The sequence below is a fragment of the Enterococcus sp. AZ196 genome, from assembly GCF_050498845.1.
In the GTDB taxonomy this organism is placed as follows: domain Bacteria; phylum Bacillota; class Bacilli; order Lactobacillales; family Enterococcaceae; genus Enterococcus_A; species Enterococcus_A murrayae.
The window spans coordinates 2,089,905-2,103,327 of the sequence record NZ_JBIPAM010000001.1 but is presented as its reverse complement, the minus strand read 5'-3'; the positions used below and the strand labels follow the sequence as shown (position 1 = coordinate 2,103,327).

Genomic DNA, 13,423 nt, shown 5'->3' with positions numbered 1-13,423 from the left:
AATCCAGGATGCGCAAGTACGAGTATCCTAGATTCTTTCTTTCTCACTATGAATGGAATAGACCCGATGAAAGAAGGCGCAGGAACGATCATGAAGAAAACTAAAGTAAAAAAAAGGAAACATTCCTTTTTGAAAATTTTTGCGATCATCATGATTGTCGGTGGTGTGCTAACTCTGCTTTATCCAATCGTTGGGAACTACTTAGCCAATCGTGAACGTAGTGCAGCGGTTGCTGAATACGATGACATCATGAAGAAGATGTCTACTGAAGAAAAAGAAAAGCAATGGAATCTTGCGAAAGCCTACAACAAATACATCTATGCGAAACAAGAAGGACTCCCCAAAGGGGAACCGGTTGTCTATAACAAGATCATGAAACAAGGAGATGTTATGGGAACGGTAGACATTCCTTCCATTGATATCAAACAAATGCCTTTTTTTCATGGCACTTCCTTTAAAACATTAGAAAAAGGATTGGGGCACTTTGAACCTACATCCATTCCGGTTGGAGGAAAAAATACGCATTCTGTAATTACGGGACATAGTGGTGTAAAGAACCAAGTGCTCTTTACGGACATCCGCAATTTAAAAGAAGGCGATTTGTTTTTTATCAATATTTTAGGTAAACGCTTGGCATATGAAATTGATTCTTTTGAAGAGATATTACCAAGCGATGTGGATAAAGTGAAGATTCGCAAAGGGAAGGATAAGGTTACATTACTGACCTGCACGCCACCAGGAATCAATACTTTCCGGTTGTTAGTGACTGGACATCGAGTAAGTTACAAAGCTGCGGTTCAACGAAAAGTGAAGAAGCGTAATCAATGGAGCTATCAAAACGTTGTTTTAGCTACTCTTGGTTTGAATGTCGCGATCTTTGTCTTATTGATGCTCTTATATCGACGCTTTATCAAGCGATTCCGATCGGAGGATCCAATCATTGCCCAACGGGCAAGGAGAAACTTACGAAGATTGTTCTTTGTGACGAAAACGCTTTTCATTCTTCTATTCATCAGTATGGTCGCTGTATTGTGTACAGCAATTTATGGATACCTGCATATGGAAGAAGAACCAGCATCAGCGGCAGTAAATATTGGGCAAAAAGAGGAACTCAATGCGTACAACATCGATAAAATTGATGAAGCAAACTATGGAGAGAAACAAATAGCGAGTGTGAAAATCTCTGACTACGCCAAAGCAAAGTCTGTGGTTCAAACAACCACCAATAATTGGGGAATTGGAAAGATTGTGATTCCCGATGTATCGATTGATCTGCCGATCCTGGCAGGAATGGCAAATGAAAACCTTCTGACAGGAGCGGCGACCTATCGGTCGGATCAGCAATTGGGACGCGGGAACTACGTTGTGCTAGCTCATAATATCTTTGATAAGGATGTGCTACTTCATCGAATCCAAGATTTAAAAAAAGGGCAATTAATTTATACAACAGATTTCAAAAACGTCTTTGTCTATGAGGTTTCTTTGAACAAGATCATTGAAGAAACGGAGGTTTCTTATGTCGAAAAGGAGCCTAAAAATGGGATCGCAAAATTGACGCTTCTTCGCTGTGAAGGCGATATTGGTACAATCTATCGACGTCTTGTTCAAGGAAGCCTCAAAAGTGTTCAACCCTTACGTGATGCCGATGAAGGCTTATTCAAACAAATGAACCTTAAACGAGAAGAGGGAAAAATTGATGGCACGCTTGTCAAGAAAGATCCTGTATCTGAACCCGATAGGGTGAGTATGACATTGGCAGCCAAAATCATTTCAGACCCGATGCAGACGGTTGTACCATTGTTCTTGCTTTTCTTATTACCAATTCTATTCTTCAGTTTTATTTAAAAAGAGAGGAAACCATTCATGAAAAAAATAGTTGTGGGAATTTGTGGTGTTTTGATAGTGATCGGTGGTGTTGCAAGCTTACGAAGCGGTGCATTAAAAGCCGGGGAATTAAATAAAGATTCTTCGGCAGTTATAGAGACGGAAACAACAGAAAGTGTCTCTTCTATTTCTGAAAGTAGTGTGCCTCCAATTGAGGAAGAAGCGGTAGAAAATGAGGTGCCTACCATAGACGTCGAACCAGAAACCTCAGTGGTTGAATCAAGTCGCCCAGAGGGACAACCCGTGAATCCAGAAACGAGTGTTTCATCAGAAGAGATTCCTTCTGAAAGCAGTACGAGCAGCACTTCACCCAGTTCAAGTACAACGGTTCCGTCTATAAGTTCAAGCACTTCTAGTAGTTCGTCGAACTCAAGCAGCACTTCTAATACTGGGTCAACAAGCTCGGTAAAACCAACGCAGCCAAGTACGACAACACCAAGTAGCACAAAACCAAGTGTGACGAAACCGAGCGAAACAACACCGAGCCGTGGAGTACCGACGCCACCATCAACAAGTCCTTCTGTAGGTGAGCCAACACAACCAGTGACGCCTGCACCAGTACCGAAGGTACCTGAGTCACCGGCTGCAGCAACAACTGTATCACCAAATGTTTCAAGTGTTCAAGCAAACCCAACGTTTACGACACCTGTTCCAGAGGCTTTTTCGGAAACAAGTACCTTGAATTTACCTAGTGAATTGAAAACTACAGAAGTGGCACAATCTGATTTAAAAGGATTCGAGTTACCGCTATTAAGTAGCCTGAAAGAAAAGGCCCATGGTGCATTGATCTACGAAGGAATCAAACAAGTCGGTGTTGAACAAGAAGAAACCTATGATGTCAATCAATTGGCAATTTCTCTATACAAAGAACTGTACGCAATAGAACCTAGGGGTACACCGAAGAAAATGCCAGAGGAGCTTCAAATTGGCACTTTATTATATAAAAAAGAGAAAGACCAAACGGTCTTGCTAGGTATTTATATTGGAGAAGACTATTACTTATCTGTGGATGATGTCGAAGTGGATGAAGAAGCAACGACGACAGAAACAGAGAAGGAAACTAGCGAAACCCTTACGAGAGAAAAAATATCTAAAAAGGACACTAACGTTAAAAGCAAGAAAAAGACAAGGAAATCAAAGAAGGCAAAAAAACAAACGCCCGAAGAATCAAAAACAACGGATGCTGAAGAAAATGAGGAAAAGAAAACACAGCGTCAAGTTGTAGTGGAATCTATTGATTTAGATGAGGACCTATTGGTTCAAGAGGTTTCAGAAGTGACACTGACAAAATATGGTGAAGGTGTATTAAACGACTACCCAGCAGCTATGAACATCACTGAAAATGATGGTGCGAAAAACTTTATTGAAAAAGTTGGCGAAGATGCACAGAAATTGGGTCAAGAATACGACGTATTCGCCTCAGTCATGATTGCACAAGCCCTATTAGAAAGTGGTTCAGGCACAAGTGGCTTATCCTTACCACCAAATCACAACTTATTCGGTGTAAAAGGCGCGTATCAAGGACAATCGGTTTCAATGGCTACACAAGAAGATCGTGGAAATGGAGAGTTGTATTCGATCAACTCGGCCTTTCGAAAGTATCCAAACTTTGCGGCGTCCTTGGGTGATTATGTGGAATTATTGCGTGGCGGTATATTAGGAAATACCAATTATTATGAAAAAACCTGGCGTTCAAAAGCGAAGAATTACCTTCGGACAACAGATGCTTTGACTGGAACCTATGCTACGGACACCACTTATGGTAAGAAATTGAATTCTATTATCGCGCTGTACCATTTGACACAATACGATCAACCGAAGGTTGAAAAGAATTCTGGGGTGTTCATCAAAGGGAAAGATGAGATACCCGAAGAATACCGTAGTCGGATGAAATATCCAGACTATAACGGGGTGGATTATAATGCTTCAGGCTCTTATCCTGTCGGCCAATGTACGTGGTATGCCTTTAATCGTGTCAATCAACTGGGAAAAACGGTGGATGATTACATGGGCAATGGCGGGCAATGGGCAAGTAAGGGAAAATCCCTAGGTTATGAAGTCAGTCAAAAACCAAAAGCGGGTTGGTTGATCTCTTTTAAACCAGGAGTCGCAGGTTCTGATGCTCGGTATGGTCACGTAGCCTTTGTCGAGGTCGTTCGACCAGAAGGGATCCTAATTTCCGAAGGAAATGTTTATGGTGGAACCATAATTTCTTATCGAGTGATCGATAACAATCTTGCAACTTCGGATCAAGTTTCCTATATCAAGGCGAAATAGTGGTTTCAAAAAAGCTTTAACTGTCGAATTGAGAAAAGTGTAACCAGTCGGAGGTTTTCTGACAATCTAGTGTATAAGGAGCACCGTAACTTATGGCAACTGTTCGATCACGTCAAGAAAAGGCAGAAAAACTGCCCCAGCGCTCGATCGCAAAAAGTCTGATACTCACGATATTAACGTTATTCGTGCTGATTGCATTGATCGGCTCTGGCATGCTCGTACGTAAAGAGTATAGTTTTCACCCAATTTCAGGAACGTCCATGCTTCCAGCATTATCAGAAAAAGACATGGTATTAGTAAAAAGAAAAGACTCTATCTTGCGGTATGACGTGATTGCTTTTTCCGTTAAAGGAGAAAGCGGAAAATTTGTCAAGCGAGTCATTGGACTGCCCGGTGATCGCATGTTCATTCGCAATGATCGAATGGTTTTAAGTATTGGTTCGCATGGGGATTTTGAAACGACTTACACCTTTCAATTAGCCCCAGCTGTAGCGGAAGAATTTCAAGAGTTAACAAAGATTCCCGAAGGGTATTATTTTACAACAGGAGACCATATTGATGTCTCGAAAGATAGTCGAACCTTTGGATTTGTTCATAAAAAAGATGTTGAAGGAACGGTTCAATTTCACCTCCCGTCCTTATTGAAAAAGCAGGCGGAAACGGAATGAGAAAGAAAAACCTGCTGGGGGAAAGAACATGATAGTAGAAATTTTGGAAATAGTGAGTGGCATGCTTGCCATTGCGGTGGTTATTTTGATGCTGCTGCGCCTCAACCTGGATAGACGCTTTTCAGCTATTCAAAAAGAGGAGGAACAGTCCTCCTTGTTTCAACGAAAGATGGCTTATGTGAAGAAGCTCGAACAAGAAAAGCATATTCGTTCGTTGATTCGTGGTTGCTTGTTTCTTGGCGTCACAGTAATTATTGTCGTGAGTGCCATAGTGATCCTTGCGGACACGAATCAAAAGCTGAAAAAGCAAACGACTAAACTGACGGATCGGATCGAAGTATTGGAGCAGCAACAACACCAATTAGTTGCAAGTATTCCGTTGAGGAGTTATCCAGAAAAAGGAATCGGATTAAAAGACTATGACTGGAAAAAGCTAACAGGAGAAAGTAAAGATTCAACCATGCAAAAACAGATTGAATCCGATCTTTCCAAAGAAACGAGTCCATACTTTGGTGCGTTGGAACCGACGGTTTCCTTAGCTGTTCCTAAAACAGTCTCACTTCAACTGAAGAGCCAAACAGAAGATGATACAAGCAAAGAAACGATCAAAGAAAATATTGATGCCTTTGCAAAGGAAGCAGAAGCAATTCCTGAATTAACAGAGGTCCATGTCCGAATGGTCACTTCTATTGGTGAGACAAAAAAAGTAATCTACAGTGTCACTTATTCACGTGAAAAATCGGAAGAGGGATTCAAAAAAATGAATGTTTCCGAACAGAATCTTAAGAATGATGGTGGGAAAGGCTAATGGCAGAGAAAAAGAGACGTTGGCTTTCAACCGATGCGTTGAAAGAATTTATCAATGAAATCTCAGAAGAAGAATTGCAGGCAGAAGAACGCTTCAATGAAAAGCTAGATACCCAAACAGATCCGTTGGACGTACAAGAAAGACTGAATCGCACTCTTTTTCAACGGGATCAGTTGATAAGAGAGCGAGATGAATGGATCAAAATCAATCATAAGAATCAAGAACGTATCCATGCATTAGAAGAACAGATTCAACACGTTCAGATCGAGAATGATGAAAAGGAAGATGGCCCAACGGCAAAAAAAGAGGGGGAACTGTTAGAAACAATCAACCGTCTCGAAGGAGAATTAGAACTCTTAAAAAGGGAACGAGCGATCCATGTCCAAGAATTGGAAAGCGAAAAAGAAGAATTAAAAGAGAAACTCGATTTTGAACGAATTCGCTTAGAAGATGAATTGAATGAACAAAATGAGCATTGGAAACATCGATTGGAAGAAGCAGAAACAGAGAAGGTAACGATCGAGAAAACATTAGATACGCTTCAACAGCAGTTAGTAGAAAAGGAACAAGAACAGAAAGAACTAACGAGCAAGTTAAACGAGTTGGAAGCAGAAAGAGGTGTTCCGATTGATGAATTAATAAGTGAGCTCGAAGAGCTTAAACAAGACTACCAGTCAGCTCAAAAAAAAAATGACGACTACGAACAAGAAGTGGCGCGTCTTAAACAAACAGCTATTCATGACCGAGAAAAAATGGAACAGCTTCAACGAGAGGCTCTTGAAATGCAAGAAAAGCTGGAAGGATTTACGAAAACGCTGGAAAGAGTAACGGAACAAGAGGAAGAAATTCAACGATTACTATCTGAAAAACGAGTATTGGAAGAGACGCATCAACAGTTACATAATACGTATCAAGTAGAAAAAAGAGCCACTGCAGAACTTCAAAAAGAAAAGGATAGATTGCTTGTGCTGATTGAGGATAGAAAAGAAGAGAGACAAACACCTCAACAGCTGCACGCCCATCAAGAAAGAATGGAAGCAGAAAGCTCTGTAATAACTGAATCGTTTAAAACAACAATGGAGGAAACGCAAATGGAAGCTGGCGAACAAGGACAAGCACAAGAAGAGATAAAAGAAACTACTGATCAGGAAGTGACTGAGGAAACAGAGGAAGTGGCGCAATTAGTTGCCGAAAAAGAGGCACTCAATAGTGCCTTGTTCGATGCTCACGAAGAGATTTCAAAATTTGAAGAAAAGACGGCCCATTTAGAAGAGCTTGAGGCAGAAAAAGAAACACTGGAACGACGTTTAGAAAATGTTCAAGCAGAATTATCCGATTTAAGGGAACAGCGAACAGAAGAAGAAAGCTTGGAATTGCTTCAAACAAAAAAACAAGTGGAAGAATTGCTTGATAAGAATGAACAGCTGAAAAAAGAAGTGGTGCAATCGCAACAAGAAATTGGAGAAGTTCTAATCTCTGCCAAGAAACAAGCGAATCGAACAATTGAAGAGGCCCAAGCAGAAGCAAAGCATATGATCAATTCAGCAGAGCTAGAGCTGGAAACCATTGGTAACCGAGCGAAAAAGATTTTGATCGAAGTTTCTGAATCTAGAAAAAGTGTGCTGTCTATTTACGACGATTTAGAATTTAAAGTAGAGGCACTCTCAAACGGGACACTATTAAAAGAAATCAAAAAGAATAAACAAGAAGAAAACAATCGATTGTTTTGATTCTAGTGGTGACATGCTTAGAGAAAATGCGTATGGAAAACACCTCAGGTGTTCCTAACGATTCGTCCGAAGGGGAGTCACCCATGAGACAACGAAACCAAAGAGAGAGGATAGAGGACGTTTGATCATAAATTGGATTAGCGTGGGACTGGTCATTGTCATATTGATTGTTTGGTTTCGACGAATGATTATCAAGGTGCAGTTACAGCGGCTGCATTTGCCGCCAAATACCCCAGTCTCCTTCCAACGGAAGTTGGATTATGTGAAACAAGCAGAACAAGAAAAACACGTGTCAGCATTATTGATCTTGGCCATATTTCTGGCTATGGGGTTATTACTAACGACCTACGGTCTTTTTCAAGTGGAAGAGCAGTTACATGTTGTCACAGACCGCAGCAATCAACTCAAAGATGAGTTGTATACACTGAAAAAGGAGCAGAAACAACTGATTACAAAAATGCCAATCAAGGCCTATCCGGCAAAAGGAATCGGCTTAAAGGATTATCCGTGGGAAGAACTATTCTCTGAAGAAAACCGTGAGCGGCAGTACGAAATAGAAAGTGATTTATCGACGAAAGTAAGTCCGTACTTTGGGTTATCGACGACCTTGATCGTGTTAGATATTCCAAGTCAGACATTAAATATTGCGTTAGCTGGGGACTCTGGAAGCGAAGACAACCGCCAACAGATCAAAGAAAATATTAAGGCTTTCGCAAAAGAAGCAAAGGATGTTTCAAAATTGACACAGATCACGTTCCAAATGAATTTGATGAATGACAAGAATAAGAAAAAGACCTATAGCTGCACTTTCTCACGGGACAATCCGGAGGAAGAATTCAAATTGATTCAAGAAGATGAGTAACTAAAGAGAACAACGATAGGAGAGAGGATAACATGCATACACAACAAAAAAAGAACGGTTGGTTCTTTAATAAGAATATTATTGATGAAATCAATTCTGTTCCGGAGGAACAAGTGATGTATGACGAGGAAGCACCGACCAAGTCGACACCACAAGGAAAGAAGCCTTCCGCTGAACTTGAGAAATTAAAAAAAGAATTAGCGGAAAAAGAAGAAGAAATTGAACAGTTGAAGAAAGGCAATGAATTGGAGAAGCAACGCTTAGTCCGTGAGAATGAGCAGTACAAACAGTCAATTTTGCGAACAGGTGAGGAGAAGGCGGATAATCGTCGTCAAGTACAGGATTTGGAAAACGAAGTCCGGCGGAATCGTCAAGAAATTCAGCGATTGACAGAAGAGAATAACTCCGGAGAGCTTAAGATCCAATTGGAAAAGGCCAATGGGGAAGTCACCTCATTAAAAGAGTCACTGGAAAAATACAAAGAGATAGAAATTGAATTAAAAGAAGCCAAGCAGCAATACCATGAATTGATGTTGAACCAAAAAGAAGAAGAGCTGCACCGCTTTGAGAAAGTCCAAACGCTTGAAACACAGTTGAGTCAGTTAACTGCCGAGTTGACGAGTAAAGAAGAACAAATCACTCAATTGAATCAGTCAGTCTTTACGAAGGAGCAACAAATCCGAGAAAAAGAGGAACAAATGAGACGTCTGATCGACGATCAGAACCATCAAAATGCGGTGATCGAAGGAGAATTGGTGACAGAGCTTCAACACCAAATTATGACACTGCAAAAAGAAAATGATCAAATGAAGCAAGAGTCGGTTCATTCCCAACATGAAATCGGAGAGGTGCTAATTTCTGCTAGGAAACAAGCGACGCGAATGGTAGAAAAAGCGAAGATTGATGCTCAACGGATTATCCAAGATTCAGAAAATGAATTGCAGACGATTCAAGAGCGTGCCAAAGAAGTGTCGTATGAGGTAGATGAATCCCGTCAGGCGATTCTAAGTATCTACGAAGAGTTGAAAAGCCGTGTGGATCATTTAGCACATAATAATGTTCCTGATTTAGAAGAAATCAAAAAACAGTATGAGTATCCAAAAGTTTCTGTGATGACTCGGAAAGATTACTAAGAATAAATTTGAGAGAGCGGTGCAAGCAATGTGATGTTCCCCTGCTTCTCTGCTCTCTTTACCGTATCCATGAATTTCCTGCTGATAAATGATTGAACCAGGATGGATACGTATCTAAAGGAGAGAAAAAAATGAATCAAGTATTGATTTTAACCAGAAATATTTTAGCTGAACAAGAAATTCAAAGAAAATTGCAATCCTTGAATTATGAAGTCTATAGTTCAACTAAAATTTTTGACTATTGCAACGAGCGTAGAAAAGGGTTAGATGTGTTGCATTTCTTTCAATACATTATCTTGAGTGAATCGATTTGTGAATCCGAAGTCGATGCATTGAGTCCCGTTTTGAAAACATACTCCGACCATATTATTCGAAAAGTCGAAAATGAAGAGACGGTAAAAAAAGCAGACTATTACAAGCAAGGGCTTGTCTCGGGTGTGATTGCGACTAGTGATTCAATGGATGAGATAAGAGAACGGCTATTTCATTTGAAAACAGCGTCGAGGACTGGTACGGCGAATCAAAAAATGATTACAGAAGCAAAGGGAACGATAGGGAAAAAGCCGTATATAGACAAACGAGAAATTCGTTCCATTGTACATCGATTGTCAAAAAACGAATTAAAGGTACTCTCTGTTCTTATGCAGAGTGAAGATCGTGTGGTGACAAGGGACGAAATGTGTCAAAAGGTTTGGGGTGAAGCGATAAGTAGCTCGAAATTAGCCTCTCTTTCCTCCATTACGTCGAGACTAAAAATGAAATTTTCAAAGGTCAATTTGGGACAATCGGCGATTCAAACTTTTTGGGGACGAGGCTATCAGCTTGATTTAAATTTACTCGAGTTATTAAAGAGTGAAGACTGGTTACTCAAACAGGTTGATTTCTAATAATGGAAATTCCTAAGTGAAAAAATAGTTGCGAAACGGTCGAGAAAAGAATGATCGTTTCCCGAGAGGGAAAGTAGATGGAAGACACACTTCGTTTAAATGAATTGTTTCAGATTTTAAAAAAGAACCTACGAATGATTTTGGGTACGACAATTGTAGGGATCGTGATCGCAGCGATTACGACCTTTTTCTTACTAACACCAAAGTACGATTCTTCAGCGCAAATGATTGTTCAGAATAAACAGGCAGAAAATGGGAATGGCAATTTACAAAATGATATTAATGGCAATGTTTTAATGGTTAATACCTATAAGGACATGATCAAGGGGGATATTGTCATTGATGCTGTACAGAAGAATCTGCAAGAAGAGTATCAATATACCTATAGCAATAAAGAGTTAAAAGAGATGATCGAAGTCGAACAAACGCAAAATTCACAGATGTTTCAAATCATTGCGACCTCTTCGGAACCAAGAAAAGCGGCGACAATTGCAAATGTGACAGCAACGACTTTCCAAGAAATCGCTGAAGAGGTATTGGAAGTAACCAAAGTAACCATCACTTCTAAAGGGGTGATTCCTACGGAATCTGTTTTTCCCAATAACCTGTTGAACCTCTTAATTGGTGCGCTATTAGGCGTAATAGTAGGCGTCGTTGGTGCTTTCATTTCAGAATTGTTGGATGACACAGTGAAAGATCGACGGTTTGTGTCAGAGAACTTGGATTTTCCGATTCTAGGTGCTGTTTCTGAAATCGATCCAGATGAACTTATTGCTAACCGCGGAACAATGACGCCAGAGCAAGGAAATGTAAAACGAACACTTGCGACTCGCACGGTTCCTAATCGACACCGAGAACGTTTATAAGGAGTAAACAGTGGCATGGAAAACAAGGAACAAACGATTACCCCAGTGGATTTGGTGGCAGCCCTCAATCCATTTTCTACAGCTGCCGAGCAATATCGAAAAATTCGAACCAATATTGAATTTTCATCTGCGGATAAAAAAATTGAGTCGTTGGTGGTGACGTCTTCTGGGCCTTCTGAAGGGAAAACAACAACGGCTGCAAATTTAGCGATTGTCTTTGCCAATGCAGGCAATCGGGTAGTGTTGGTAGATGCTGATTTAAGAAGGCCCAATGTAGCCTTGAGCTTTGGCATACCAAATGTTAACGGATTAAGCAATTATTTAGCAGAAAGAAATTCAACGAGTGGCAGTTTCTTATCAGAGACGGAACTAGAGAATGTCTACATGACCCAAGGTCATGCACAAGTGGGGAGTCGTTTGGTGGCAACAAGTGTTGAGGATCTGTATTTGATGCCAAGCGGCCCAACGCCACCAAACCCTTCGGAATTATTAAGCTCTAATCGAATGAAGGAACTGATTGAGATTCTTTCGGAATCATTTGATCTGGTAATTTTTGATATGCCACCGGTAGTGATGGTGACCGATGCGCAAATTTTGTCTTCCCTTGTCGATGGTACGATTTTAGTTGTGCGTGAGCGGGTGACCAAAAAGCAAAACCTGTTAGAAGCAAGAAAATTATTAGGTATGGTCAAGGCGAAAGTGATCGGAATCGTTTATAACGGGATCAACCAAAAAGACGAAGCGTATTACTATGGAACGGAAGGAACGAAGAAAGGAAAATGATCGACTTACATAGCCATATTCTGCCTGGCTTAGATGATGGCGCACGAACCGTTGAAGAGAGCCTTGATATGGCGCAACAAGCCATTGATCAAGGGATCACTCATTTAATGTGTACCCCGCATCATCTTAATGGAAAGTTTATGAATCCTGCGGATTCTGTGATTGAAGCAGTGGACAAGCTTCAAAAAGAGCTCGATCAACGACACCTTCCTTTGACCCTACTTGAAGGTCAGGAGGTTCGATTGACGGAAGTACTTTTATCAGAGATCGGAAAGGAAAGTGTCTTATTTATCGATGTAACAGATAGGTATCTTTTGTTAGAGTTGCCAACAAAAGAGCTTCCACTTCATATCGAGGGCATTTTTTATCAATTGATCAAGCGTGGGCATATTCCAGTGATTGCTCACCCAGAGCGAAATCTTGTTTTCCGAAAGGATCCAAACCGTTTATTGCCATTTTTAAAGATGGGCGCATTAACGCAGTTGACAGCTCCAAGCATTGTCGGTGCTTTTGGTAAGGAAATTCAATACGCCTCCAAACAATTGTTAGAACATCAAATGGGGTTTATGGTTGCGTCCGATGCACACAATGTGAGTTCTCGGGCATTTCTATTGAAAGAGGCATACGATGAGATTCAGAAAATTTGTGGTTCTGAAACGGTTGTGGCTATGCAAAAAATGGCTAAAGATTTAGTGAATGGCGATCCAGTGGATCGACCGAATTATCGAGCAATCAAGGAATCATCGAGTGTATTGTATTCATAAATTTTGAATGATTACGATTTGTTGGAGGAGTTAGGGATGAAGAATGAAAATGATTTTGGCTATATAGGAAGGTTAAAAAACCGTACATATGACGATCGAAGGCACTTCCAACTAAATGGGCGCGATCAATCGGAGCTACAAAAAAGAAGCTTCTATGTATTTTTCAAGCGATTCATGGACGTAGTCTTTAGTGCGATGGGACTCGTTTTTCTTTCACCAATCATGTTATGGGTGGGACTTAAAATCTATCGAGAAGATCCAGATCAACCTGTGATTTTTACACAAGAACGTATGGGTCAAGACGGCAAACCTTTTACAATGTACAAATTTCGTTCGATGCATGGGGATGCGGAGAAACGATTAGAAGAACTTCTGGATAAAAATGAGGTTGAAGGACCGATGTTCAAAATAAAGGAGGATCCCCGGGTGACTGAATTTGGAAAATTTATTCGGCGGACAAGCTTGGATGAGTTTCCACAGTTGGTCAATGTCATAAAAGGGGAGATGAGTTTGATTGGACCACGCCCAGCTTTAAAAAGAGAAGTGATTCATTATACCGCCTATGATCGACAACGACTATTGGTAAAACCAGGATGTTCAGGCTTGTGGCAAGTTAGTGGGCGAAGTGAGGTTCACTTTGACGAAATGGTCGCATTTGATATTGCGTACATTCAGAAACGAAGTTTCTGGTATGACATGTGGCTTATCATGAAGACTATTAGAGTCATGATAAAGCCAGATGGCGCGTATTAAGGAGTCAT

General features: G+C 40.6%; 12 protein-coding genes. All 12 read left to right on the top strand.

All coding sequences use genetic code 11. The annotated features are described in order from the left end of the window. Positions 1-90 precede the first annotated feature (90 nt). The 12 genes from IGI67_RS10050 (at position 91) to IGI67_RS09995 (ending at position 13,415) form a co-directional block, all read left to right on the top strand. Positions 91-1,845 (top strand): class C sortase, encoded by a 1,755-nt coding sequence (locus IGI67_RS10050; protein ID WP_429958629.1) that lies wholly within the window; start codon positions 91-93, stop codon positions 1,843-1,845. Positions 1,846-1,863: 18 nt separating this feature from the next. After that, positions 1,864-4,161, top strand: coding sequence for a glucosaminidase domain-containing protein (locus IGI67_RS10045; RefSeq protein ID WP_429957622.1), 2,298 nt, complete (start codon positions 1,864-1,866; stop codon positions 4,159-4,161). A gap of 92 nt (positions 4,162-4,253) precedes the next feature. Further along, positions 4,254-4,829, top strand: a complete 576-nt coding sequence (gene lepB / locus IGI67_RS10040) for a signal peptidase I (protein ID WP_429957621.1) — start codon at positions 4,254-4,256, stop codon at positions 4,827-4,829. A 28-nt stretch (positions 4,830-4,857) separates the two neighbouring features. Then, positions 4,858-5,637 carry a hypothetical protein gene (locus IGI67_RS10035; RefSeq protein WP_429957620.1) on the top strand — a complete coding sequence of 260 codons (780 nt, stop codon included), beginning with the start codon at positions 4,858-4,860 and terminating at the stop codon, positions 5,635-5,637. Next, complete coding sequence (locus tag IGI67_RS10030; protein WP_429957619.1) at positions 5,637-7,367, top strand: hypothetical protein; 1,731 nt, start codon at positions 5,637-5,639, stop codon at positions 7,365-7,367. Before IGI67_RS10035 ends, IGI67_RS10030 begins: the two co-directional genes overlap by 1 nt. 121 nt (positions 7,368-7,488) lie before the next feature. Further along, positions 7,489-8,229 carry a hypothetical protein gene (locus tag IGI67_RS10025; protein ID WP_429957618.1) on the top strand — a complete coding sequence of 247 codons (741 nt, stop codon included), beginning with the start codon at positions 7,489-7,491 and terminating at the stop codon, positions 8,227-8,229. Positions 8,230-8,261: 32 nt separating this feature from the next. Then, on the top strand, positions 8,262-9,362 hold the full coding sequence (locus IGI67_RS10020; protein WP_429957617.1) for a hypothetical protein: 1,101 nt from the start codon (positions 8,262-8,264) through the stop codon (positions 9,360-9,362). A gap of 131 nt (positions 9,363-9,493) precedes the next feature. Continuing rightward, positions 9,494-10,249, top strand: coding sequence for a helix-turn-helix domain-containing protein (locus IGI67_RS10015; RefSeq protein ID WP_429957616.1), 756 nt, complete (start codon positions 9,494-9,496; stop codon positions 10,247-10,249). Positions 10,250-10,326: 77 nt separating this feature from the next. Then, complete coding sequence (locus IGI67_RS10010) at positions 10,327-11,115, top strand: YveK family protein (protein ID WP_429957615.1); 789 nt, start codon at positions 10,327-10,329, stop codon at positions 11,113-11,115. A 15-nt stretch (positions 11,116-11,130) separates the two neighbouring features. Beyond that, on the top strand, positions 11,131-11,898 hold the full coding sequence (locus tag IGI67_RS10005) for a CpsD/CapB family tyrosine-protein kinase (protein ID WP_429957614.1): 768 nt from the start codon (positions 11,131-11,133) through the stop codon (positions 11,896-11,898). Beyond that, a complete protein-coding gene (locus IGI67_RS10000) occupies positions 11,895-12,662 on the top strand; it encodes a tyrosine-protein phosphatase (protein ID WP_429957613.1) in 768 nt (255 codons plus the stop codon). Before IGI67_RS10005 ends, IGI67_RS10000 begins: the two co-directional genes overlap by 4 nt. 36 nt (positions 12,663-12,698) lie before the next feature. Continuing rightward, positions 12,699-13,415, top strand: a complete 717-nt coding sequence (locus IGI67_RS09995; protein ID WP_429957612.1) for a sugar transferase — start codon at positions 12,699-12,701, stop codon at positions 13,413-13,415. Positions 13,416-13,423: the final 8 nt, after the last annotated feature.